Below are 23,915 nucleotides of genomic sequence, written 5' to 3'. Positions count from 1 at the left end.
ACGCGGTTCGCGTACCGTGAAGCGGTGACCGTCGGCATCCATCTCTCTCCGCTCGCCGAGATCCCGGCGACGACGCTCTACCGGATCCTGTGGCTGCGCGTCAGCGTGTTCGTCGTCGAGCAGGAAGCCGCCTACCCCGAGCTCGATGGCCGGGACATCGAGACCGGCGCACTCATCGCGTGGGCGGAGGAGGACGGCGACGTCCTCGGCACGCTCCGCCTGCTGGACGAGAGCACGCGGTGGCGCATCGGACGCGTGGTCACGAGTGCCGCCGCCCGGGGCCGCGGCGTCGGTGCCGACCTCATGCGCCTCGCGATCGACCACGCGATCGCGCAGGACGCTTCGCGGCCGTTCGTCCTCGACGCGCAGGAGCACCTCGCCGACTGGTACGGCCGGTTCGGGTTCGTGGTCACCGGTCGGTCCTACGTCGAGGACCGCATTCCGCACGTGCCGATGACCCGGCGCGCAGACGCCGCAGTGTAGGAGACGGATACCGGGGGCGCGACCCCCATCTGCGTGACGTGAGCGTCGCGCACGATCGGTCAATGCTCGAACTGCACTACTCCGATGGCTACGTCGTGACGACGGACGCGATCGCCGATGCGGTGATGCGGTACGCGAAGAGCCTCGCGGAGCAGAAGGCCTCCGACCTCATCACCGTCCCGATCTCGACCACCGAGGGTGCGGCCACCTCGTCGATGCTCATCGGTCCGGCGAGTCAGCTCTACACGACCCCCCACACGGGGTTCGCGGTCCGTCTGGACGACGAGTCGGCCGTCATGGATCTCCTCAGCCGCAACGACCGGCTCGTCCACCCGCCGGCGTCGGTCGGCGAGTATCCCTACGAGGAGGACGACCCCTGGTTCGAGGAGTCGTTCTGAAGCGGCAGTCATCGGACCGCACCGAAGCGGTACCGATGACCGAGCGGTGGCTCGTCGCCACGACGGAATACGCCGGGGTGACCACCTACACCGGCGGCATCGGACGGCACTACGCCGCTCTGCTTCCCGCGCTCGCGGCGGAGGGCGCCGAGGTCGATCTCGTGGTCTTCGCGGACGGTCCCGTCGACGTGCGGGCGACTCCCGGCATCCGTCGGCTCTTCGTGCACCGGACCGACGGGATGCCGCGCCTCGCCGCGCTGCTGCACCGGGCGGTCGTCGTGCGGCGGGCCTACCGCCGCGGTGCGTACGACCGCGTGTTCCTGCCGGAGTGGATGGGCCTGGGCTCGCTCCTTCCTCCGGGTGCGCCGCTCGTGACGAACCTCGCCACCGGCATCCGGCTCGCGAACGAGGTGTCAGGGCTGCGGCTCGCGGACTTTCCGGCGTGGAGTCGGCCGGCGGTGCGGCTGCAGGAGTCGCTGGAGGCGAGACAGGTCAGGCGGTCGGCGGGACTCGTGGCGATCTCGCGAGCGATGGCCGAACGGTCGGAGCGGATCTGGGGGCGACTGCCCGCGCTCGAGGTCGTGCGCAACTGCGTCGACGTCGCGGCGATCCGACGCGCGGCGGACCGTGCCGCCCGTCCGCGGGGGTGGCCGGACGCCGACGGACCGATCGTCCTCTTCCTCGGGCGAACGGAGCGGCGCAAAGGGGTGGTCGACGGCATCGACGCGTTCGCGCGGGTCGTGGATCGGCATCCGACGGCGCGGCTGGTCCTCGCGGGCGCGGGTGGGGACGACCGGTTCGAGCCGTCGCGCGCGGCGCTCCTCGAAAGGGTGCCCCTGTCGTCGCGGAGGCGCGTGACATTCCTCGGCCATGTCGCCGAAGATGACCTGTACGGCGCGATCGCGTCGGCCGACGTCGTGATGTGTCCGTCGCGGTGGGAGGGGTTCGGCAACGCAGCGGTCGAGGTGAAGGCCGTCGGAGCGCCGCTCGTCGTGACGTCGGGCAGCGGCTTCGACGACTTCTGCGTCGACGGTGCGGACTGTCTTATGGCGCCGCCGGGTGACCCCGGTGCGCTCGCCGCTGCGGTCTTGAGGACCCTCGACGAGCCAGACGGTGCTCTCGCCCGAGCGCGGCGTGCCGCCGCCGGAGTCGCGCGGTTCGCTCCCGCGCCCGTGGCCGCGGATCTCACGGCGGCGGTCGCTCGGCTGATGCGCGGGGCCGGGGTCCGGGCGTAGCCTCCCGCTGTGCGCCCCCTCCGCTACTCCATCGACGTCACGCTCGACGGATGCGTCGACCACCTCGCCGGCATCCCCGATCCGCAGACGCATGCCCACGCCGCCGAGCAGATCGCGCGCGCCGACGCCTTCTGAAGGGCTGATCGGGGCCCCGGCTTCACAGCGGCAGGCGCTCCGCGTCGGCGTACGGACTGAACCTGCGGACGTAGGCCCGCTGCACCAACCGGTCGGCGGCCGTGAGGTTCTTGGGACGCCGGGCCGGCCGGTCGACCGGCATTCCCAGGTCGGCCAGAATCCGGCGGGCGTCGGGCGTCCACCGCACGGTCTCGGCGATCATCAGCGCGCGGTCGGCGAGCACGTATCGGTCCGTGCTCTTCGCGAGCAGCCACGCGTGCCACACCTGCAGGGGCCGGCTGTCCGAGACGGTTCCCGCCGCGACATCGCCGGCGAGCCACATCTCGATCACCGAATCGATCGTCCGGAGCCTGGCGAGCAACGGGAGCAAGAGGGCTTCGGTGTCGAGGACGAGGGGATCATGGGCGGCCTCGTCCGTGTCGAGATACCGGCGGCGGGACGCGCCGGGGAGGTCGCCGAGACCGAAGGTGGCGGGGTGAGGGGCGTCGTAGTCGGGCTCCCCGTCCCGGAGGATCAGGGAACCCACCGCCAGCTCGTGCTCGTGGGCGTCCCCCTTCGCGGTGCCGAGATGGACCCACCATCGGAGCTCAGAGGTGTCCAGGATCCATTCGTCGCCGCGGCGCTCGAAGCCGGCCGGTCGAAGCACGCGCGTCAGCTCCCGGGTGCGCTGGCCCCGGGACCATTTCCTCGCCCCCGCGTCTGTCATGAGCGAAGGATACGACCTGTCGGGTCACCCCACGCAGGCGGTTTACGAACGGATGTCGTCGGCACGGTGCCAGCCGGCGGCCTCCCTCACCACCGCGCCGCCGCGTTCGAAGGCCTCGAGCCACCCCGTCATCGGCCACTCGTTCCAGCGCAGGTGGAACAGGGCGCCGTTGCGGAGGATGTCGTCGACGTGCTGCCACGGGGGCGAGGTCGTCGGATGGTACTGGTGGTACGCGTGCGCTCCGCCTGTCCACACGAGCGGGACGCCGCGTGAGCGCATCCGGAACGCGAAGTCGGTGTCCTCGCCGCCGTACCCTTCGTAGGCCTCGTCGAATCCGCCGATGCGCCGCCACGTCTCGGGCGTGAGGGCGAACGAGAGCGACCAGAACAGTGGGTACTCCGCGGGGGTGGCGACCCGTTCGGCGCCCTCGGCGGGCATCGGCCGAGCGGCGTGCGGTGAGGTGTAGGCGACCAGGTCGGCGGGATCGGATGCCGTGACCCCCTGCGCGAGGTAGGTGACCGGTCCGCACAGCACGGCGTCCGCATGGCGCCCTGCCGCTTCGCGGTAACGGCGCAGCAGGTCGGGTCCCGGGATGCAGTCCGCGTCGAGGAACACGAGCAGGTCCGCGTCCGCTCCCGCGGCCGCGCCCGCGTTCCGCCCGGCGGCCAGCCGCAGCCCCTCGGGGCCCGGCGGGACCCGGATGACCGTCTCGGCATCCAGCTCCGGCGGCTCGTCGTCACCGATCCAGACGACGACGCGGCGGATGTCCGGCATGTCCGCCAGCGCCCGCAACTGCGCGCGCAGATGCCCGACACGCGGCAGTGAGCACATGCTCACGACCGCGACGCTCACCGGTCGCCCCGCACGGTGTCGATGATCGCCGCAGCCGCCCGCTGCGGCGCCCCGGCGACCTCCCACCGCTCCCATTCCGGCCGGGCGGTCGACGCGCGCTCGACGAGCTCGGGCCACCGCGCCGCGTCGGGCCAGTCGTCCGACACCTGTGCGAGTCCGGCGCGGCGCAGGGCGCGCCCCGTCTCGCGCTGCTCGTCGAACGGCCGATCCTGCGGGACGACGATGGCGGGTGCCTGCGCGGCGGCGAGGTCGGCGACGGCGTTCTGACCGGCGTACGAGACGACGACCGCCGCGGAGGTCAGCGCCTCCCACGGGTCGTCGGCCCACGTGCTGCCCCCGAGGACTCGCCACGGCCGACCCGTCGCCTTCTCGGCATCCCGGATCGCCGCCGGCCCCACGGCGGATCCGCCTGCGCCGGCCAGCAGGACGACCTGATCGGTGCGCTCGCCCCCCGTCGGACGATCGGCGAAGCGGCTGATACCACCGGTGTGGACGACCTTGTCGCCGAGTACCTCGAGATGCGGGGGAGACAGGATGCCGCGCGCCCACGGCGCCAGGACGGTGTCGGCTGCCGCGAAGCCGAGCAGATGCGGGCGGTCGACGCGGTGACCGGGCTGGGTGACGACGACGGTGCGTAGCCCCAGCAGGCGAGCGAGGAGGGTCACCTCGACGGACGTGTCGACGACCATGCCGTCCCACCGGCGCTCGGTCGCCGCGGCGGCGATGACAGCGAGCCGTGAGCGATGCCCGGCGTGCCCGATGGGGGCCCAATGCAGCATCCCGCTCACGGTCGGGTCGACGGGGTCGCCCCCGTCATCGTCCCGGTCGAGGACGGTCCAGGTCCACCCGGCCGGCAGGTCGCGGGGAGCGGGGAGGCTGCTGAGGCAGTCGACCTCGGCGTCCAGGTGCACGGCGATGGCGAGCAGACGGGTGAGGTGCCCCCGGCCGTGGTGATGCACGTACCACCCGATACGGGGGACGCCGGCGTTCACGCGGCGCTCTCCGTCGCGAGCAGTCGGGCGAAGCTCGCCTCGAGGGCGTCGATGCGCAGGTCCAGGGAGAATCGACGCTCGGCGGTCTCCCGAACGACGGCGCGGAAGGCGCCATCCTTTCCACTCGGCAGCATCGCGGCCGCGCGTTCCGTCATCGCGTCGACGTCGTCCGCCGCGACCAACTGCATGCCCATCGTGGCCGCGGCGATCTCGGGGACGCCACCCACGGCGAACCCGACGACGGGCGTCCCGCACATGAGGGCCTCGGGGCCGACGAGCCCGAACGGCTCGGCCCACGCCGGCGTCGCCAGGGCGAGGCCGCTGCGTCCGACGAGGCCCGCCAAAGGCTCGGGCGCCAGCTCGCCGGCGTATTCGGCATGGCTGCCGAGCCGGGGGAACACGGTGTCGCGGGCATACTCCTCGTCGCCGATCCGACCCGCGATCACGATGCGCCGGCCGAGACGCCGAGCGACCTCCACCGCGACGTGCGGGGCTTTCTCGGGCACAATCCGCCCGAACCAGACGAGGTCGTCGCCGCCGGGGCCCAGCGGCCACGCCCGGGGGTCGACGCCGTTGGGAAGGAGAGTCGAAGGGACGCCGGCGGCATCCCACTGGGTCTTCGTGTGCGTGCTCACCGACAGGAACTGCGACCCGGCGCCGTCCGCCGCGGCGTGCGCGGCGACCGCGAACCCGTCGACCGGGGTGTGCAGGGTCGTGACCATGGGCACACCGAGCTGTGGCGCGCGCCGCAGCGGCAGGGCGTCGAGGCAGTGGTTGGAGATCACGTCGTAACGCTCGGGGTGCGCCGCGATCTCGTCGAGGGCGCGCCCGAGCGCGGGTGCACTGTCGTGGTGGTAGCTCTCGGGCCAGGTCTTGTCGGTGGGGCGCGCACCCTCGGGCCACACCACCGGCGGCAGACGGAACACATCCGCGTCGGGGAGGAAGTCCGACCCCTCAGGGGCGACGAAGGTCACCTCGTGTCCGCGACGGCGGAGGGCGTCGACCTCCGACCAGACCGCGGATTCGAGACCGCCGGCGTGCGGACGGCGGATCGGGAAGCGCAGCGGTGCGATGACGACGATGCGGAGCGGGCGGGCGCTCACGCGGTGCGGCTTCCGAGCAACGAGAGGTACAGCTCCGCGTGACGCTGGGCGATCGCGGCATCCATCACGGACCGCACGCCCCGACGCTGCTCGACCAGCGCATCGCGCCCGGGACTCGCCGGTCGCGACGCCGGGGCGGTCCACAGCGAGGACAGGGCGTCGGCGAGCTCGGCCGCGCTTCCCGGCGAGAACGAGGCGACCGTGCCGTCATCGTGCTGCTCGGCGAAGAAGCCCACCCTCGGAGCAGCGACGGGGACGCCGAGGTCCCAGCACAGTTCGAGCCATCCCGAGTGCGTGCCGTGCCGGTACGGCAGGACGCACGCGTCCAGGCGCGCCAGGGCGGCGAACAGCTCCGCGTCGTCGAGTCGTTCGTGCTCGACCAGGTCGAGGGCGTCGGATGCCGCGCACAGCGCGCGGATCTCGGTTGCGGCATCCGCGTCGCGCACGCGCTGGTGCAGGCGCACCTCGCCGCGGACGTCGTGACCCGCGTCGCGGAGCGCGGTGAGTGCCGCGTCGAGCGTCCGCACGGTGCCCGGTCCGTCGACGCTCGGCCGGAGATCCTTCAGGTGGACGCCGACGACGCGTCCCGCGCCGACGGCCGGTTCGATCGCGGCGTCGCGCGGAAGCACCGACGGATGCGGGATCACGGTGGCGTGACGGCCCCACCGTTCCCGCACGGCGCGCGCGGCGCCCACCGTCAAGGTTGTGACTGCGTCGGCGCCCGCCATGATCTCGTCGAGCTGCGCCAGGTAGTCGGAGCTGTCACCGAGCTGCGGGTGCTCGAGGTCGTGCAGGGTGAACACGACCGGCCACCCGGCGGCGTGGGCCGCGTCGAGGCACGAGGTCAGATGTCCGGCGGGGAACGACTCCGTACCGAAGTGGATGTGGAGGAGGGAGGCCTCGCCGGCGTACGCGCGGATCCACGCGGGGTCGAGCGCTCCCGGTGGCCACCAGACCGCGGGGTCCGAACCGGGCGCGATCGGGTCGTCGAGGACCGCTACGCGCGGATCCGCGGTGGCCTGCTGCACATAGGGGTGCCCCGCGGGAACGGAGACGATCGTCACGACGGCGGTGGAACCCGCATCCGTCGGCGGATCGATGCGCATGGTCGTATCCACGTGGCTCCTTCCGACGCCATCGCGTCGAGCAGAGGGGAACGCGCCGACCAGTGTGGAATGGGTGCGCCTGAACGCCCCGACCGTACGCAACGAAGCGGCAGAGGAGAGGGGGGCTTGACCTCGCCGTCACCGGCGGATAACCATGCCAGGTGATCTCTGCGCCTCCCCTCCTGCTCGTCCTCGGTCCGGAGGGTCACGGGGTCACCCGTTACGGCGACGACGTCGCCGTGGCGGTCACGGCGGCCCGCCCCGACGCGACGGTCGTCCGGGTCGCGGACGTCGATGCCGCAGAGCGGGCGCTCGACGGCGTCCCCGGCGAGGCCCCCGTCCATCTGCATGCGACGGATCGTCTGTTCGGCTCCCGGCCGGAAGACGCCGCCGACGTCGTCGAGCGGTGGGCCGGCCGCTGCCGCCTCATGCTGACGCTCCACGACGTGCCGCAGCCCTCCGACGGCACCATGTTCGAACGACGCCGTGCCGCCTACGCGCGCATGATCGCCGCCGCCGACCGGGTCGTCGTCAACAGCCGGCACGAGCAGCACCTCATGGACGAGTTCCTCCCGGACTCCGCTCGCGCGCATGCCATCGCCCTCGGGGCCCGCACCGGCACCCCACCCGGCGGAGTCGTCGCCGAGGGCCGCGCCCTCCGAGTCCTCATCGCCGGCTTCGTCTACCCCGGCAAGGGACACCGCCCCGCGATCATCGCCGCGGCCCGGGCCGCCGAGATCCTCCGGGCGCACGGTGACGGTCCGCAGGTCGTCGCCGTCCGCGCCATCGGCGCCCCTTCGCGCGGCCACGAGGCGGACGTCGAGCGCCTGCGGGAAGAAGCCGCCGCCCTCGGCGTCGCGTTCGAGGTCACCGGGTTCCTGGACGACGACGCCTTCGCCGGAGAACTCGTCGCCCCCGGCATCCCGCTCGCGGCTCACGAACACGTGTCGGCCTCGCGGTCGATGCTCGACTGGGTCGAAGCCGGGCGGCGTCCGCTCGTCGTCGACTCGCGGTATGCGGCGGAGATGGACGCGCTGCGCCCCGGAACCCTGGCGCGCTACAGCGCCGACGACCTCGCCGACCGGCTCGTCGACGCGTGGCGCGACCCGGCATCCACTCGGTTGGCCGCCGGCGTCTCGCTCTCGCCGACGCTCGACGACGTCGCCGCCGCCTACCTCCGCTGGTGGGCCGCATGATGACGCACGGGATCGCGCTGCCCGGAAACCGCTGGGACCTCCTCGACGGGCGCACGTCCGATGTCGCACCGGCGGTCTCGGTCGTGGTCGCCCACTACGAGCAGCCCGAGCAGCTCGCGAGGTGCCTCGCGGGACTCGCCGGCCAGGACCACCCCGCAGACCGCCTCGAGGTGATCGTCGCCGATGATGGTTCCGCCCTCGCGCCGGTCGTCCCCGGAGGGGTCCGCCTCGTCCGTCAGGCGGACGAAGGGTTCCGGCTCGCCGCGGTGCGGAACCTCGGTGCCGCTCAGGCGACCGGTGATGTGCTGGTCTTCCTCGACGCCGACACGGTTCCCGAGCCCGGGTTCATCCGTGAACTGACGAGGATGCCGGGGCTCGCCCCCGACGTCGTCGCCGTCGGGCGGCGGCGCCACGCCGATCTGACCGGCGTTCCCCCGGCCGCAGACGTCCGCACCGTCGTGGCGGGACGCGAGCTGCCCGAGCCCGCGTGGTTGACGGACGCCTATCGCCGCTCCCGCAACCTCCTGGACGCCGACGATCGGAGCTACCGCCACACGATCGGCGCGGTCCTCGCCTGCAGTCGTGTCGTCTTCGACGCGGCGGGCGGCTTCGACGAATCCTTCCGCACCTACGGTGGTGAGGACTGGGAGTGGACGTACCGGGCCTGGCTGGCGGGGGCGCTCCTCGCTCATGTTCCCGGCGCGGTCGCGTGGCACGACGGACCGGATGCCGGGGCTCGCGACGACCACGACCGCGTCACCCGCAACGCGGAGGCCATGCGGCTGGCCGACCTGATCCCGGTCCCCGGGACCCGCCCGCGGGGGCTGCCGTCCTCGCGCATCGACATCGCCGTGACCCCTCCCCAGGACGCGTCGGAGGCGGCATCGTTCGTCAGTGTCGACTCCGTCGTCGCCGATATGCCGGGATCGGCATGCGTCGCGGCAGCGGATCTGATCGCGGCGCAGCCCCCCGTCGATCGAGTGCGTGTCCACGTCGAGATCGTGCGTCCGATCCGCGTCGATGGTGGCCTGCGACCTCTCGTCGAGCGGCTCGGGCGTGAGGGGCTCGGCACCCTCACCGTCGTGGACGACGAGGGCGACCCCCTCCTGCGCATCCGCTCGATCCGAGCGGTCTCTCGCGAGGCACGGTGGGGGCGGAACGATCTGTTCCCCCACGTCGTCGAACGGGTCGGCGGCATCCGCGCCATCGACGGGGAACCCGACGTCGCCGCGTACCTGGGCGGCTGGGGCTGAGACAGCGCCGCGTCAGATCGGACGCAACGAGTCGCCGTCCTCGAGGTAACGCTCGCCGGTCTCGGGGCACACCCACACCTCGTCGCCCGTGGCGCTCAGAGGCCGACCGGCACGACCGACCCAGCCGACCCGTTTCGCGGGCACCCCGGCGAACAGCGCGTGCGCGGGCACGTCCCTCGTCACGACGGCGCCCGCCGCGACGAGAGCCCACGCGCCGATCCGGACGGGTGCGATGCAGACGGCGCGGGCCCCGATCGAGGCGCCGTCGTCGACGACGACGCCGACGGCCTGCCAGTCCTCCGCGCCCTTCGGCGTGCCGTCGGGGTTCGCCGCCCGGGGGAACTCATCGTTCGTGAAGACGACAGCGGGACCGATGAACACCCCGTCGCCCACCACGGCCGGCTCGTAGACGAGAGCGTGATTCTGCACCTTGCAGGCGCGACCCAGGACCACGCCCGGACCGATGTACGCCCCGCGACCGATGGTGCAGTCGTCGCCGACGCGCGCTCCCGCGCGGACGTGGGCGAGATGCCACACCTTCGTGCCGGCTCCCAGCTCGACGTCGTCGTCGATGTCGGCCGAAGGGTGAACGGTCGCTGCAGTGCCGGACATGACGTCCTCCAGGGTCTGGTGCGGACGCATCCCCGGCATCCGTGTGACGGATTGTATTGTGTCCGCCGCTCGGATCTGGTTTCATGTCCGCGGGGACACCGGTCGTGCCCGCCTGGGGAGGCGAGCACAACGGCGACGAGTGGGATCGTCGACGGCACCGGTCTACGGCACGCATCTCTTGCTCGGGATGTGTGCGACTGGGGAAGAGCATGGGGACAGTGGGGACGGCCGTCGCACGCGCGGCGGACCAGGCGTACGGCGGCCTGCCGGCGGACGGCGCCATCACGCGCGCCGGGGCACGCTCCGGCGGCCATGCCGAGGGTGACGCACGGGCGACGACACGCGGTGCGGTGATCATTCCGGCGCACGACGAGGCGGCCGTCATCGGCCGTACGCTCCGTGCGCTCGCGCCGCTGACCCGCTGCAGCGAGGTCGAGATCGTCGTCGCCTGCAACGGGTGCCGCGACGACACCGCCGAGATCGCTCGGGGATTCGCCGGCGTCACGGTCGTCGAAACCGACGAAGCGTCGAAGGCAGCCGGTCTGAACCTCGGCGATCGTGCCGCGACCGCGTGGCCCCGCCTGTACCTCGATGCCGATATCGAGGTCGATCCGGCCGCCGTGGCCGCGGTGTTCGCCGAACTCGCCGAGCCGGGGGTCCTCGCCGCACGGCCCCGCTTCGTCTACGACGTGTCGGGTGCGTCGCTGCCTGTCCGTGCCTACTACCGTGCCCGCGCGCGGATAACCGCCCCAGCGCGCCGGATGTGGGGAGCCGGCGGCTACGCCACGAACGCCGCGGGACATTCCCGCTTCGCTGCGTTCCCGGCGCTGACGGCGGACGACTGCTGGTTCGACGCGCTCTTCGCCGACGAGGAGAAGCGCGTGGTCGCGACCGAGGGGATGCGGGTGCGCACCCCTCGTGATGTCCACGCACTCCTGGCGGTATTGACGCGTCAGCACCGCGGTCACGTGCAGGCGTCGACGGGCGACACCGCCGCCGCCCGCGTGCGCTCGCTCATCGGCGGCATCCGTCGGATCTCCGAGGCGACCGACGCCGCCTGGTACATCGGGCTGACCGCGTGGACACGGCTGCGGGTGGCTCGGGCGGCGCGCCGCGATGCGGGAGCCGTCTGGGAGCGCGACCTCTCGAGCCGCGGCATCCCCGGGGTCGTCGCGTGATCCGGCGCGAACGTCCCGTTCCGATGCGACGAGCCGGAGCCGTGGTGGCGGCCCTGACCCTGGCGATCGGGTCGCTGCTCGCGGTCCCGCCTGCGGCCGCGATCGAGACGTGCGCCCCCGACGCCAACCGGATCATGTGCGAGAACACGCAGGAGGGCACCGACCCGTCGGTGTGGGACATCGAAGGTGCCGGTGATCCGGACCTCCAGGGGTTCGGTACCGAGATCAGCGTCAACGCCGGGAGCACGATCGATTTCAAGATCGACACGGATGCCGCGGACTACACGATCGACATCTACCGCACCGGGTGGTACCAGGGCCTCGGCGCGCGCCACGTCGACGAGGTCACCCCGTCGGCGGCATTGCCTCAGACGCAGCCGGAGTGCCTCACCGATGCGAGGACCCTGCTGTACGACTGCGGGACCTGGGGGGTGTCGGCGTCGTGGCAGGTTCCGGCGACGGCGGTCTCCGGTGTCTACCTCGCCGTCCTGAACCGCGACGACACCGGCGGCCGGAGTCACATCATCTTCGTGGTCCGCAACGACGGCAACACCTCGGACGTCCTGTTCCAGACCTCCGACTCGACGTGGCAGGCCTACAACTCCTACGGCGGCGCCGACTTCTACCAGGGCGGTGCCGCCGGGCGCGCCTACGAGATCAGCTACAACCGCCCGTTCGCGACACGACAGGGCGTGACGCAGCGGGACTTCTACTTCAGCTCGGAATTCGCCACCGTCCGCTTCCTCGAGCGCAACGGCTACGACGTCAGCTACCTGGCGGGCGCCGACACCGACCGTCGGGGCGACGAACTGCTGAAGCACGAGGTGTTCCTCTCGGTCGGTCACGACGAGTACTGGACGGGTGCGCAACGCCGCAACGTCGAGGCGGCCCGCGACGCCGGCGTCGATCTCCAGTTCCTGACCGGCAACGAGATGTACTGGCGGACACGGTGGGCCCCCGGCGTCGACGGGTCGCCCACCGACCATCGGACCCTCGTCTCGTACAAGGAGACGTGGAACGACAAGAAGATCGACCCCTCCGACGAGTGGACCGGCACCTGGCGCGACCCCCGCTTCGCGGACGCCGACGCGGGCGCAGCCTCACCCGAGAACGAACTCATCGGAACGATGTACATGGTCAACGACGGCGACCTCCCGCTCACCGTCTCGGGGGCCGAGGGACGCCTGCGGATGTGGCGTGGCACCGACCTGGCGACGGCTCCCCTCGGCTCGCGCACCGAACTCGCGCCGCACACAGTCGGGTACGAGTCGAACGAGGTGGTCGACAACGGGCGGACTCCGGCGGGCCTCATCCGTCTGTCCACCACCGTGGGCCCGGTCGACCAGTACCTGACCGACTACGGCAACACGCTCGTGGCCGGCACAACGCAACACCACACCACCCTCTACAAGGCGGCCAGCGGTGCCCTCGTCTTCTCGGCGGGTTCCGTCCAGTGGGGCTGGGGACTCGACGCGGAGCACGACGGGGACGGCGCGCCCGCCGACCGCCGGATGCAACAGGCGCAGGTCAACCTGCTCGCCGACATGGGGGCACTGCCGGGCGACCTGATGGACGACCTCGTCCCCGCGACCGAGAGCGCCGACGCCACACCTCCCACGACCGTCATCACCAGCCCCGCCGAGGGGGCCGCGGTGACCCACGGCAGCGCGGTGACCGTCACCGGCACCGCCGCGGACGCGGACGGTGTCATCGCCGGCGTCGAGGTGTCCACGGACGGCGGGCAGACGTGGTTCGCCGCTCAGGGCACGACAGACTGGTCGTACAGCTACATCCAGCAGGGCACAGCGACCGCTGAGATCCGCGCGCGGGCGATCGACGACAGTGCGAACTTCTCGACCGACGGCACCGTGCGGACCGTCGCCGTCTCGGGCGACGCGTCGCTGTTCGGTGTCGAGGCACCGCGCGTCGCTTCCGTGACCGATAGTCAGGCACTGGAGCTCGGCCTCCGCTTCCGCACCACGACGGACGGCGCGGCGACCGGTGTGCGCTTCTTCAAGGGTGCCGCCAACACGGGCGTTCACTCGGGGGCGCTCTGGTCCGCGCGCGGGGAGCGCCTCGCCACGGTCGCGTTCGAACAGGAGAGCGCGACGGGCTGGCAGACGGCGCGTTTCGCGACCCCCGTGCAGCTGACGGCGGGAACCACGTACACGGTGTCGTACACGGCGCCTGCGGGCGGGTACGCCTACCAGGAGGAGTACTGGCCGTACGCTGCCCGATCCAGCAGCCCGATCGAGCCGGCACCCGGATCGGGCGCGGCCGCCGCGGGTGTGCACGGTCAGGCGGGCCAGTGGCCCACTCAGCCCTACCGGAACGCCAACTACTACGTCGACGTGCTCTTCGACCCGTCCGCGGGGTCGCCGGTACGACTGACCGACCATGCCCCCGCGGTCGACGGGCTCAAAGTCTCCGTCGGTTCTGCGATCTCGGCGGTGTTCACTCAGCGCGTCGTCGCGTCCTCGATCGTCGTGACGGTGACGGGCCCGGACGGCACCCGCGTAGCCGGGACGATCGGCTACGACGCTGCGACGCGTCGGGTTCGCTTCGTTCCCTCGCAGCCGCTGGCGAACGAGACCCGGTACACCGTGACGGTGTCGGCGGATGCCGCCGACACCCGGGCGGCGCCCCTCGTCGACGGATCGTGGTCGTTCCGGACGGCGGCGCTCATCGATCCCGACGCCGTCTGCCCCTGCACGGTGCACGACGACCTCGAGGATCCGGCGATCGCCTCGGCCGCCGACAGCGATCCGGTCACGGTGGGTACCGCGTTCACGGTCAGCGAGAACGCGGTCGTCACCGGCATCCGGTACTACCGCGGCGCCGGGAACCTGGGTCCGCACTCAGGCACGCTCTGGGGACCGGGTGAGACCGAGTTGGCTGCCGTCGACTTCGACGACGAGACCGCGTCGGGCTGGCAGACCGCGACCTTCGCGTCGCCGGTCCCGGTGTCGCCGGGGCGGACGTACGTCGTGTCGTACCGCGCGCCGGCCGGCGGGTATGCGGTCACGCCGGGTCGTTTCGCGGCGGCCAACGAGAGGGGACCGCTCACCGTTCCGGCCAGCGGGGGATCGTTCACCTACGGCACGGGCTACCCGAACCGTCGCTCGACCTCGAGCTACTACGTCGATCCCATCGTCGAACGCACCGCCGATGGACCGCGCCTGGTGTCGGCGACGCCCGCGCCGGGTCGCACCGGCGTCGACCCCGACTCCGACATCACGGCCTCCTTCGCCGAAGCCCTCACTGCGACCCCCGGCGTCGAGGTCCGCAGTGACGGCGAGCCCGTCGAGGGCACGGTCAGCCGATCGGCCGACGGCACCCGGGTCACCTTCGACCCCGTGTCGCCTCTGCCCTTCGGCGTCGACGTCACCGTGACGGTCGTGATGCCGTCGCCCGCCTCCGGGCCGCCTCCGCGGCGCTCCTGGTCGTTCCGCACGGCCGCCGATCCGAACGCTCCCGTGGCGCTCTCGCTCCACGATGGCGGGACGCCCCCCGGGATGCGCACCGCCCACGATGGCGGCGCGCTCGAGCTGGGCATGCGCTTCAGCTCCGCGGTGCCCGCCCGGGTCACCGGCATCCGCTTCTACGCACCCGCCGCCGACTCCGTGACACGCACCGGGACGCTGTGGGATGCCGACGGCCGACGCCTCACGAGCGTCGAGTTCCCCACCGTGACGGGCGCGGGATGGCAGCGCGCGACGCTCGCCGCACCCGTCGCGCTCGCCGCGGGCGCGACCTACACGGTGTCGTACTCGGCACCGACCGGCGCGTACGCCTACGTCTCGGAGGGCTTCTCGCGTTCTGTCGAGAACGGACCTCTGTCCGCAGCGACCGCCGACAACGGCGTCTTCCGTTCCGGGGCGGACGGCGGCATGCCGACGCAGTCCTGGAGGTCGACGGACTACCTCGTCGACGTCGAGGTGGTCGCCGGCGCCTCGGACGGAACCACCCCCGCGATCGCCGAGCGCTCACCCGTCGGCGCCGGCGCCCCCGCGGGTGATCCGGTGACCGCGGCCCTCACCGCTGACGCGCCGGGAGCCACCCTGCACGTCACGCAGGACGGCGACGTCGTCGAGGGCCCGTCGACCTACGACGCCTCCTCGCGGACGGTCAGTTTCACGCCGACCACCGCGTTCTCGGCCGCGACGACCTACCGGGCGTCGGTTCGGCTCGCGGGGCAGGGCGGCGCCGGCCAGGTGCTCGACACGTGGGAGTTCACGACGCGCGGCCCCGAGGTTCCCGGAACCGCGCAAACGCTGTTCGCGTCCGAGACGCCCGCGATCGCCTCGGCGAACGATTCCGCGCCGGTCACCCTCGGAACGGCTTTCGACGTCGAGCGGCCGGGACTGGTGACCGCGATCCGGTTCTACAAGGGGGCGGGCAACACCGGTCGCCACGTCGGTCGTCTGTGGGCGCCCGACGGTACGGAGCTCGCCCGGGTCGTGTTCGCGGCGGAGAGCCCGACCGGGTGGCAGCGCGCCCCGTTGTCGACCCCTGTCGCCGTCGAGCCGGGCAGAACCTACACGGTGTCGTATTTCGCCCCCTCGGGCGGCTACGCCGTGACGCTCGGGTACTTCGACTCCCGGGTGGTCCGGGACGAGATCACCGCCCCGGCGCAGACAGGCGGTCGTTACGTCTACGGGGCCGACGGTCAGCGCCCGGCCGCAGCGGCAGCCTCGGGGTACTTCGTCGACGCGGAGGTCGTCTTCTCCGCCGACGACGGCGCGCCCTCGGCGACGGCCGGGGACGCCGTGGCGGCGACGCCGACCGTCGCGCCCATCCGATCTGCGCGTCGCTACGAACCACTCTCCGTCCCTCGTGCCGCGCGCGCGAGCGAGGGGCGCCGGACTGCACCGTCGCGAAGAGCCCGAACTCTTCGAGACGCACGACTTCCGGACGACGCTGGGGACTGCGTCGGCCGGATGACGGCCTGAGCCGTCGACACGCCCTTCGGGGATCACATGGGGACATTGGGGGAGAAGTGAACGGACGTCTGAACGTCGCCGTCATCGGCGCCGGGTACTGGGGACCGAATCTGGCGCGCAACCTGCGGGCCAGCCGCGAGTGCAATCTCGCTGCGATCTGCGATCTCGACATCGATCGGGCGCGCCGAGTCGCCGACGCCGTCGGCGGGGCGCCGGTGACCGCGGATCTGCAGTCCGTCCTGGCGGACCCGCTGATCGACGCCGTCGCCGTCGCGACGCCGGCGCGCACGCACCACGCGATCGTCATGGCGGCCCTCGACGCCGGCAAGCACGTCATGGTCGAGAAGCCGCTCGCGGACACGCAGGAGCGGGGCGCCGAGATGGTGCGCCGTGCGGCGGAACGGGGGCTGGTCCTCATGGCCGACCACACGTACTGCTACACGCCGGCAGTGCTCAAGATGCGCGATCTGGTCGCGAGCGGCGAGCTCGGCGACATCCTGTTCGTCGACAGCGTCCGCATCAACCTGGGTCTCATCCAGCCCGACGTCGATGTGTTCTGGGACCTCGCCCCGCACGACCTGTCGATCATGGACTTCGTCCTCCCGGGCGGTCTCCAGGCGACCAGTGTCTCGGCGCACGGATCCGATCCGTTGAACACCGGCAAGTCCTGCATCGGATACCTCGCCATGCCGCTCGAATGCGGCGCGATGGCGCACGTGCACGTCAACTGGCTGAGCCCGACCAAGATCCGGCGGATGGTGATCGGCGGCACGCGCCGCACGCTCGTGTGGGACGACCTCAACCCGCAGCAGCGGCTGAGCGTCTACGACCGGGGTGTCGACATCGCCGCGGTCTCCAAGGCCACGGCGCCCGACCGTCGGGCGGCGAACATCTCCTACCGGCTGGGCGACACGTGGGCGCCCGCCCTCGAGGAGCGCGAAGCCCTCAGCGCGGTCGTGTCGGAATTCGCCGCATCCGTCCGCGAGAAGCGCGCATCGCGCACGAGCGGGGCCGCGGGGCTCCGAGTCCTGTCGGTGCTCGATGCCGCGGCCGGCAGCCTGGCCGCGTTCGGCGCCCCCCATCCGCTGGCTCAGCCGCGACGCACCGAGGCGGAGGTCGCCGCATGAACCGGCTCGACGGCGCACGAGTGCTCGTCACCGGCGGTGCCGGCTTCATCGGGAGCCACCTCGTCGACGCCCTGTTGCGCAGCGGCGTCGCCGCGGTCACCGTCATCGACGACCTCGCGACGGGACACCGCGAGAACCTCGATGGCGCGCTCACCGATGCGCGCGTTCGACTGATCGAAGCGGACGCCCGCGATGTCGACGTCCTCGACGACTCGATGCCGGGCACCGACGTCGTCTTCCACCTCGCGTGCCTCGGGGTGCGCCACAGTCTGCACGATCCGCGGGAGAACCACGAGGTCAACGCGACGCTGACCCTCGAGCTCCTCGAGCACGCACGGCGCTCCGGGGTCGGTCGCTTCGTGCACATCAGCTCGAGCGAGGTGTACGGCACGGCGCTGTACGCGCCGATGGACGAGCGGCACCCGACATTCCCCGAGACCGTCTACGGCGGGGCGAAGCTCGCCGGTGAGGCGTACGCGCGCGCCGCATTCCGCACCCACGGGTTCCCCGTGACGGTGGTGCGTCCGTTCAACGCCTACGGTCCGCGCAGCCACTTCGAGGGAGACAGCGGAGAAGTGCTGCCCCGGACGATCGTCCGCGTCCTGGCGGGCGAAACGCCGCTCGTCTACGGCGACGGCGAACAGTCGCGCGACTTCACTCACGTCACGGACACGGCCCGCGGCATCCTCGCCATCACCGAGTCCGACGCCACGATCGGGCGGACGATCAACGTCGGCTCCGGGTCCGACGTCACCATCAACGACCTGGCTGCCATCGTGCTCGCGGTCGCGGGTCGGCACGACCTCGAACCGGTGCACCTCGAACCCCGCCCGGGCGACGTGCGCCGACTCCTCGCGGATTCCTCGCTCCTGCACTCGCTCACCGGATTCACGCCCACCGTCTCGCTTCAGGACGGCGTGGCCGAGCTCTACGGACTGCTGCGGGACTCGGGCACCGACCCCGCCGCGCTCCTGGAGCAGGTCGAGGACCGCAACTGGCTGCTTCAGGCGGTGCGCCGTGGCTGACACCCGCATCAACGTGATGGTCCCGTGGCTGGGGCAGGAGGAGACCGACGCCGTCGCGGAAGTGATCGCGAGCGGGTGGGTGGCGCAGGGACCGCGCGTCGCTCGGTTCGAGTACGAGTTCGCCGCCGCGATGCAGGCGACCTATGCGGTCGCGACGACGAGCTGCACCTCCGCTCTCCACCTCGCCCTCATCGTCGCGGGTGTGCAGCCCGGGGACGATGTCGTCGTCCCGTCGCTGTCGTTCATCGCGACGACCAACGCCGTCCGATACGTAGGCGCGACGCCGGTGTTCGCGGACGTCGACCCGATGACCGGCAACGTGACGGCTGCGACCGTCGAGCGTGCGCTCACCCCCGCCACCGCCGCCGTCATCGCCGTCGATCAGGCCGGCGTCCCCGTCGATCTGCAGGACATCCGCCGGATCACGGATCCGCTCGGCATCGTCGTGATCGAGGACGCCGCCTGCGGGGCAGGGTCGACGCATCACGGCCGGCCGGTCGGCGCGGCGGCGGAGATCACCGCGTGGTCGTTCCACCCCCGCAAGATCCTGACGACGGGCGAGGGGGGCATGCTGACCACGACGCACGCCGCCTGGGCCGCGCGCGCCAAGCGGCTGCGGGAGCACGCCATGAGCGTCTCCGCCGCCGACCGGCACACGTCGATCCTGCCCCCGGCGGAAGAGTACGGCGAGGTCGGCTGGAACTTCCGCATGACCGATCTGCAGGCGGCCGTCGGGCTCGTGCAGCTCGGCCGTCTGCCCGAGATCGTCCGTCGCCGTCGCGAACTGGCCGACCGCTACCGTTCCGAGCTCGCCGACGTCCCGGGGCTGCGGTTCGTCGCCGATCCCGAGTGGGGCACGGGCAACGCGCAGTCGTTCTGGGTCGAGGTCGAAGAGGAGTACCCCGTCGACCGCGACGGCCTGCTCGAAGCGCTCGCCGAAGTCGGCATCTCGGCGCGACGGGGCATCATGGCCGCCCACCGTCAGGTGCCCTACCGGGCGCTCACCCCCGCAGGCGGCCTGCCGGGAACCGAGCGCTTCACCGACAACACCCTCATCCTGCCCGTGTACCACTCCCTCTCGGAGGCGGACCAGGACCGCGTGATCGCCGTCCTGCGCGATCCGCGGAGCCCGGCTCTGGCGACGGCGGCTGCCGCGGAGGTCGCCCGTTGAGCGGCATCCTGATCATCGGGGCCAGCGGTCTGGCCCGCGAGGTGCTGGCGGCGGGCCTGACCGGTGTGACGGGGATCCTCGACGACGATCCCGGCCGGCACGGGACGGAGGTCGGCGGGGTCCCGGTGCTCGGAACCGTCTCGCTCGCCGCCGCCCGCAGCGAGCGACTGCTCGTCTGCATCGGCCCCGGCGTCGGCCGTCGTGCCGTCGTGCGCGCGCTGGCCGCGACAGGCGTCGGGCCGGAGCGCTACGCCGACTTCACCGCGCCCACCGCGCGCGTCGGGCGCGGAGTGGCGGTCGGGCGAGGGAGCATCCTCCTCGACGGTGTGGTCGCGACCGCGGATGTCTCGATCGGCGCCCACGTCGTGGTGATGCCCAACAGCGTCATCACCCATGACGACGTCGTCGGCGACTTCGCGACGCTCGCCGCCGGCGTGGCGCTGGGGGGTGACGTGCGGATCGGCGAGGCCGCCTACCTCGGCATGAACGCCTCGGTGCGCCCCCACGTGAGGATCGGGCGCGACGCGGCCCTCGGCATGGGGGCGGTCGCGCTGACCGACATCCCCGAAGGCGAGACCTGGATCGGTGTTCCGGCGCGGTCATCGCGGGTGCGGGTGACGGAGGTGTTCGCATGACGATCACGCCGACCGGAGTCCGCAGCGTCCCCTTCCTCGACCTCGCCGCTCAGCAGGCGGAGGTCGCCGACGAGGTGCTGCCCGTCTGGCAGCGCCAATTGACGGACGCCGCCTTCATCGGCGGTGCCGAGATCGAGGCGTTCGAGCGCGAGTACGCCGACTACATCGGGGTGTCCCACGTCATCGGCGTCTCGAACGGCACCGACGCCCTCGAGCTCGCCTACCGCGCCATCGGCGTGCAGCCGGGTGACGAGGTCATCATGCCGGCGAACACGTTCATCGCGACCGCGGAGGCTGTCTCGCGGATCGGGGGCGTGCCTGTCTTCGTCGACGTGGATCCCGACTACCTCCTCATCGACCCGGAAGCGGTGGACGCGGCCGTGACGAGCCGCACGCGGGCGATCGCCCCAGTGCACCTGTTCGGGCAGACCGCGCCGATGTCCTCCCTCGCGGCGATCGCGCAACGGCACGGTCTCGCCGTGGTCGAGGACGCCGCCCAGGCGCAGGGGGCGAGCGGATTCGCCGGGCGCGCCGGTGCGATGGGTCTCGTCGCGGCGACGAGCTTCTACCCGGGCAAGAACCTGGGGGCAGCGGGCGACGCCGGCGCGGTCCTGACCGGCGACGAGCAGATCGCCTCGCTCGTGCGCACCCTCTCCGCGCACGGCAGCCGCGTCAAGTACGTGCACGACCACATCGGGATGAACGCCCGGATGGATGCGATCCAGGCGACTGTCCTGCGGGCGAAGCTGCGCCGGCTCGAGCGGTGGAACGAAGCGAGGCGGGATGCCGCGGCTCGATACGCCGACCTGCTCGGCGACATCGAGGGCGTCCGGCTTCCGTCGGTCCGACCCGGCAACGTCGACGTCTGGCACCTGTACGTCGTCCGCGTCGCCGATCGCGATCGCGTGCTGGCCGAGCTGACGGCGGCGAGGGTGGGCGCCGGCATCCACTATCCGACCCCCGTGCATCTGACCGGCGCGTATGCCGATCTCGGCGGCCGCGCGGGGCAGTTCCCGGTCGCCGAGGCGGCGGCGGGCGGCATCCTGTCGCTCCCGATGTTCCCTCACCTGACGGCGTCGCAGCAGGAGCGGGTGGCCGAGGTCCTGCGAGCTGCGGTCGAGGGGGGCGCGGTGTGACCGGCGAACGGCTGCGGGTGCTCGTCTGCCCGCACGAACTGGTGACCGGCGGCAGCCAGATCATCGCGATCGACCTGGCCGCCGGAATCCGGGATCTCGGACACGACGTCCGCGTGTACGCGCCGCGAGGTCCGCTCGAGGCGCGGATTGCGGCGCACGGCCTGCCGTACGACCCAGCTCCGGCGATGACCCCCCGTGCGCTGCGGTCGGCGACGCTTCGACAACTCCGCCGCGAAGTGCGCCGATTCCGTCCCGACATCGTCCACGCCTACGAGTCACCGCCCGCGATCGCGTCGGCCGCGCTGTCGGGAGCGACGCGTCATCGGAGCGTCGTGACGGTGCTGTCGATGGACGTCCCCGACTTCCTCCCCGATGACGTCCGGTTGATCGTCGGCACGCAGGATCTCGTCCGCGGCCAGGCGGGTCGCCGCGGCGCCGTCACTCTCATCGAACCGCCCGTCGACACGGATCGGGATGCCCCGGGACACCGGGCCGAGGCCCGATCCGCCCTCGGCATCCCGGACGATGTGTTCACGATCGCGGTGGTGGGGCGGCTCTCGATCGAACACGAGAAGGCGGAAGGGGTCGTCCGTGCGATCCGCGCCCTCGACGAGGCGGAGCTGATCGCTCCGACGACGCTGGTGGTCGCGGGGGACGGCGAAGCCGTCGACCGGGTCCGCGCGGCGGCCGGCGCGGTCCGGAACCCGCTGCTGACGGTGCGGGTCGAGGGGAACGTCCCGGACCCGCGGCCGATCTACACCGCCGCCGACGTGGTGTTCGGGATGGGAAGCTCCGCACTCCGCGCGATGGCGCACGCGCGACCGGTCATCGTGCAGGGTGCCGGGGGCTTCTGGTGCGAACTCACCCCGGGGAGCCTGCCCCGGTTCCTCGCCGAGGGCTTCTTCGGACGAGGGGATGCCGGCGGCCCCGGCTTCGCGGCGATCGTCGCCCGGCTGCAGCGCGACCCGGCTCGTCGCGCGGAGCTCGGCGCGTTCGGACGCGATGTCGTGGTCAGCCGGTTCGCGCTCGCGCAGGCCGCCGCCCGCCTCGAGGACGTCTACCGGAGCGAGGCCGGCAATCCGGTGCGCCCGGGCCGTGGTGCGGTGCTCCGAGCGCTGACGCGATACGCGCGGTTCCGACTCGCCCTCACTCACCCGAGGGCACATCACGCCTTCCGAAGCCTGGCCCGGCGCGATGGCTGAGCCCGTGACCCTCGAGCGGCGCGCGACGCGGGCTGCGGCGTGGAGCGGCGCCGGAGGCATCGCGCTCCGGATGGGGAGCTTCCTCGTCGGCATCGTCCTCGTGCGGCTGCTCGCCCCCGAGGATTTCGGCGTCTACGCGATCGCCCTGACGGTCCAGGCGATCCTCATGGCCGTGGCCGATCTCGGCCTCTCGGCCGACCTCATCCGGTCCGAGGACCCGATGCGCATCGCTCCGACCGTCGCGACGCTCGGACTGGTGAGCGGGGGCCTGCTGACGGTGATCGTCTTCGTGTGGAGCGGCCAGATCGCCGAGCTCCTCGGCAGCCCGGCCGCGTCGCAGGCGATCGCGGTGCTGTCGGTGACGCTCCTCCTGGGGGGCGCGACCGTCGTGCCGTACGCGCTGCTCCAGCGCAGATTCCAACAGCGCGAGCTCTTCTTCGTGTTCCTGACCGACTTCATCGTCTCCACGACCGTGACGCTCGTCCTCATCGGTCTCGGGTGGGGCGTGCTGGCCCTGGCGGTGGGACGCGTGAGCGCCCAGATCGTGTCGACCGTCATGCAGTTCGCGTTCGCCCGCGTCCTGCCCCGGTTCGGGGTCGACCGCTCGGTCGTGCGCCCCGTGCTCGCCTTCGGGCTCCCGATCGCCGCTGCGAACCTGCTGTCTTGGGCCCTCCTGAACGCCGACAACGTGATCCTCGCCCGTGCGGTGGGCGCGACCGCGCTCGGGTACTACGTGCTCGCTTTCAACATCTCCAACTGGCCGATGAGTGCGCTGTCCTCCGTGGTCCGATCTATCTCGCTGCCCTACTTCTCGCGGGCGGGCAGCGCGACGGATGCCGTCTCGACGGTCACCGCGCTCGCGTGGGCATTGGCGCTGCCCGCCGGCGGAGTGCTCGCGGTCCTGAGCGCACCCGTGATCGCGGTGGTGTACGGCGAGCGGTGGCTCCCGGCGGCGCCCGTTCTGGCGGCACTCGGGGTGTACGGAGCCCTTCGCGTGGTGTTCGACGTGTTCGCCGGCTTCCTGTACGCGAAAGGCCGGTCGCGTCCCGTGCTGTGGATCCAGATCGTCTGGCTCGTGACCATCGTGGCCGCCGTCCTCGGCGGAGCGATGATGTTCGGGATCGCCGGGGCCGGGTGGGCGCACGTCCTGGTCGCGGCCGTCGTCATCCTCCCCGCCTACCTGTTCGCCCTGACCCGGGCGGGAACCGCGCTCCGCCCCGTGCTGCGCGAAGCCGTGTGGCCGACCGTCGCAGGTGTCGCGGCGATGGCCGTCGCCTTCGTCGTGCATCTCTTCTTCACCGAGCCGCTGCCCTCGCTCCTGGTCGGCGGGGGTGCGGCGCTCGTGACCTACGCGGCGGTCGGCGGACCGTGGCTGCTCACGCGGATGCGGCGGACCCGGGCCGCGGCATCCGCGTGACGCCCGCCGT

21 protein-coding genes are annotated in these 23,915 nt (G+C 72.3%); 15 read left to right on the top strand and 6 right to left on the bottom strand.

The window, feature by feature from the left end; all coding sequences use genetic code 11:
* The first annotated feature begins 24 nt into the window (after positions 1–24).
* From BBA86_RS11535 to BBA86_RS14315, 4 genes are all read left to right on the top strand, one after another.
* The gene (locus BBA86_RS11535) at positions 25–483 is read left to right on the top strand and encodes a GNAT family N-acetyltransferase (RefSeq protein WP_065572284.1); all 459 of its coding nucleotides are present in this window, start codon (positions 25–27) and stop codon (positions 481–483) included.
* 62 nt (positions 484–545) lie between these two features.
* Positions 546–881: a hypothetical protein gene (locus tag BBA86_RS11530; RefSeq protein WP_065571695.1), complete on the top strand. Its 336-nt coding sequence runs from the start codon at positions 546–548 to the stop codon at positions 879–881.
* A 35-nt stretch (positions 882–916) separates the two neighbouring features.
* Positions 917–2,116 (top strand): glycosyltransferase family 4 protein, encoded by a 1,200-nt coding sequence (locus BBA86_RS11525; RefSeq protein ID WP_065571694.1) that lies wholly within the window; start codon positions 917–919, stop codon positions 2,114–2,116.
* Positions 2,117–2,125: 9 nt separating this feature from the next.
* Positions 2,126–2,251, top strand: coding sequence for a hypothetical protein (locus tag BBA86_RS14315; RefSeq protein ID WP_317614749.1), 126 nt, complete (start codon positions 2,126–2,128; stop codon positions 2,249–2,251).
* A 22-nt stretch (positions 2,252–2,273) separates the two neighbouring features.
* Here BBA86_RS14315 and BBA86_RS11520 read toward each other — a convergent pair whose 3' ends face one another.
* Genes BBA86_RS11520 through BBA86_RS11500 form a run of 5 tightly spaced genes read right to left on the bottom strand, consistent with a single transcriptional unit; the run spans position 2,274 to position 7,022 of the window.
* Entirely contained in the window at positions 2,274–2,957 is a 684-nt protein-coding gene (locus BBA86_RS11520) for a hypothetical protein (protein WP_141677866.1), read from the bottom strand.
* A 42-nt stretch (positions 2,958–2,999) separates the two neighbouring features.
* Positions 3,000–3,788, bottom strand: coding sequence for a glycosyltransferase family 2 protein (locus BBA86_RS11515; RefSeq protein WP_223247123.1), 789 nt, complete (start codon positions 3,786–3,788; stop codon positions 3,000–3,002).
* Between the two features lie 17 nt (positions 3,789–3,805).
* Positions 3,806–4,801, bottom strand: coding sequence for a glycosyltransferase (locus tag BBA86_RS11510; RefSeq protein ID WP_065571691.1), 996 nt, complete (start codon positions 4,799–4,801; stop codon positions 3,806–3,808).
* Positions 4,798–5,904 carry a glycosyltransferase gene (locus BBA86_RS11505; RefSeq protein ID WP_065571690.1) on the bottom strand — a complete coding sequence of 369 codons (1,107 nt, stop codon included), beginning with the start codon at positions 5,902–5,904 and terminating at the stop codon, positions 4,798–4,800. Before BBA86_RS11505 ends, BBA86_RS11510 begins: the two co-directional genes overlap by 4 nt.
* Positions 5,901–7,022 (bottom strand): glycosyltransferase, encoded by a 1,122-nt coding sequence (locus BBA86_RS11500; RefSeq protein WP_065571689.1) that lies wholly within the window; start codon positions 7,020–7,022, stop codon positions 5,901–5,903. The genes BBA86_RS11505 and BBA86_RS11500 overlap by 4 nt, the downstream gene beginning before the upstream one ends.
* 149 nt (positions 7,023–7,171) lie before the next feature.
* On the opposite strand from BBA86_RS11500, the gene BBA86_RS11495 reads away from it, so the two are divergent.
* Positions 7,172–8,206: a hypothetical protein gene (locus tag BBA86_RS11495; RefSeq protein WP_065571688.1), complete on the top strand. Its 1,035-nt coding sequence runs from the start codon at positions 7,172–7,174 to the stop codon at positions 8,204–8,206.
* Entirely contained in the window at positions 8,203–9,459 is a 1,257-nt protein-coding gene (locus tag BBA86_RS11490; protein WP_065572283.1) for a glycosyltransferase, read from the top strand. The genes BBA86_RS11495 and BBA86_RS11490 overlap by 4 nt, the downstream gene beginning before the upstream one ends.
* A 12-nt stretch (positions 9,460–9,471) precedes the next feature.
* Here the strand turns inward: BBA86_RS11490 and BBA86_RS11485 are convergent, their stop codons facing one another.
* Positions 9,472–10,101, bottom strand: a complete 630-nt coding sequence (locus BBA86_RS11485; RefSeq protein WP_223247080.1) for an acyltransferase — start codon at positions 10,099–10,101, stop codon at positions 9,472–9,474.
* 188 nt (positions 10,102–10,289) lie between these two features.
* Between BBA86_RS11485 and BBA86_RS11480 the strand changes: the two genes are divergently transcribed.
* Genes BBA86_RS11480 through BBA86_RS11440 form a run of 9 tightly spaced genes read left to right on the top strand, consistent with a single transcriptional unit; the run spans position 10,290 to position 23,905 of the window.
* The gene (locus BBA86_RS11480) at positions 10,290–11,249 is read left to right on the top strand and encodes a glycosyltransferase (protein ID WP_223247079.1); all 960 of its coding nucleotides are present in this window, start codon (positions 10,290–10,292) and stop codon (positions 11,247–11,249) included.
* Positions 11,246–16,201, top strand: coding sequence for a DUF4082 domain-containing protein (locus BBA86_RS11475; protein ID WP_141677865.1), 4,956 nt, complete (start codon positions 11,246–11,248; stop codon positions 16,199–16,201). Before BBA86_RS11480 ends, BBA86_RS11475 begins: the two co-directional genes overlap by 4 nt.
* 47 nt (positions 16,202–16,248) lie before the next feature.
* Positions 16,249–17,319 (top strand): Gfo/Idh/MocA family protein, encoded by a 1,071-nt coding sequence (locus tag BBA86_RS11470; protein WP_065571686.1) that lies wholly within the window; start codon positions 16,249–16,251, stop codon positions 17,317–17,319.
* Positions 17,316–18,344, top strand: a complete 1,029-nt coding sequence (locus BBA86_RS11465) for an NAD-dependent epimerase/dehydratase family protein (RefSeq protein ID WP_065571685.1) — start codon at positions 17,316–17,318, stop codon at positions 18,342–18,344. The genes BBA86_RS11470 and BBA86_RS11465 overlap by 4 nt, the downstream gene beginning before the upstream one ends.
* 16 nt (positions 18,345–18,360) lie before the next feature.
* Positions 18,361–19,515: a DegT/DnrJ/EryC1/StrS family aminotransferase gene (locus BBA86_RS11460; RefSeq protein ID WP_065572280.1), complete on the top strand. Its 1,155-nt coding sequence runs from the start codon at positions 18,361–18,363 to the stop codon at positions 19,513–19,515.
* Positions 19,512–20,150: a NeuD/PglB/VioB family sugar acetyltransferase gene (locus tag BBA86_RS11455; RefSeq protein WP_065571684.1), complete on the top strand. Its 639-nt coding sequence runs from the start codon at positions 19,512–19,514 to the stop codon at positions 20,148–20,150. The genes BBA86_RS11460 and BBA86_RS11455 overlap by 4 nt, the downstream gene beginning before the upstream one ends.
* Positions 20,147–21,286, top strand: a complete 1,140-nt coding sequence (locus tag BBA86_RS11450; RefSeq protein WP_065571683.1) for a DegT/DnrJ/EryC1/StrS family aminotransferase — start codon at positions 20,147–20,149, stop codon at positions 21,284–21,286. The genes BBA86_RS11455 and BBA86_RS11450 overlap by 4 nt, the downstream gene beginning before the upstream one ends.
* Entirely contained in the window at positions 21,283–22,488 is a 1,206-nt protein-coding gene (locus tag BBA86_RS11445) for a glycosyltransferase (protein WP_065571682.1), read from the top strand. The genes BBA86_RS11450 and BBA86_RS11445 overlap by 4 nt, the downstream gene beginning before the upstream one ends.
* Positions 22,481–23,905 carry a lipopolysaccharide biosynthesis protein gene (locus BBA86_RS11440; RefSeq protein WP_065571681.1) on the top strand — a complete coding sequence of 475 codons (1,425 nt, stop codon included), beginning with the start codon at positions 22,481–22,483 and terminating at the stop codon, positions 23,903–23,905. Before BBA86_RS11445 ends, BBA86_RS11440 begins: the two co-directional genes overlap by 8 nt.
* Positions 23,906–23,915: the final 10 nt, after the last annotated feature.

It is taken from the genome of Microbacterium oleivorans (genome assembly GCF_001691565.1).
Classification (GTDB): domain Bacteria; phylum Actinomycetota; class Actinomycetes; order Actinomycetales; family Microbacteriaceae; genus Microbacterium; species Microbacterium oleivorans_B.
This window is presented reverse-complemented; position numbering and strand designations above follow the sequence as displayed.

What these genes read in the sequence shown, in the direction of transcription:
- BBA86_RS11530 (WP_065571695.1), top strand. Translation starts at nt 546, where the DNA reads ATGCTCGAACTGCACTACTCCGATGGCTACGTCGTGACGACGGACGCG.
- BBA86_RS11525 (WP_065571694.1), top strand. Translation starts at nt 917, where the DNA reads ATGACCGAGCGGTGGCTCGTCGCCACGACGGAATACGCCGGGGTGACC.
- BBA86_RS11520 (WP_141677866.1), bottom strand. Translation starts at nt 2,957, where the DNA reads ATGACAGACGCGGGGGCGAGGAAATGGTCCCGGGGCCAGCGCACCCGG.
- BBA86_RS11515 (WP_223247123.1), bottom strand. Translation starts at nt 3,788, where the DNA reads ATGTGCTCACTGCCGCGTGTCGGGCATCTGCGCGCGCAGTTGCGGGCG.
- BBA86_RS11490 (WP_065572283.1), top strand. Translation starts at nt 8,203, where the DNA reads ATGATGACGCACGGGATCGCGCTGCCCGGAAACCGCTGGGACCTCCTC.
- BBA86_RS11485 (WP_223247080.1), bottom strand. Translation starts at nt 10,101, where the DNA reads ATGCGTCCGCACCAGACCCTGGAGGACGTCATGTCCGGCACTGCAGCG.
- BBA86_RS11465 (WP_065571685.1), top strand. Translation starts at nt 17,316, where the DNA reads ATGAACCGGCTCGACGGCGCACGAGTGCTCGTCACCGGCGGTGCCGGC.
- BBA86_RS11460 (WP_065572280.1), top strand. Translation starts at nt 18,361, where the DNA reads ATGGTCCCGTGGCTGGGGCAGGAGGAGACCGACGCCGTCGCGGAAGTG.
- BBA86_RS11450 (WP_065571683.1), top strand. Translation starts at nt 20,147, where the DNA reads ATGACGATCACGCCGACCGGAGTCCGCAGCGTCCCCTTCCTCGACCTC.
- BBA86_RS11440 (WP_065571681.1), top strand. Translation starts at nt 22,481, where the DNA reads ATGGCTGAGCCCGTGACCCTCGAGCGGCGCGCGACGCGGGCTGCGGCG.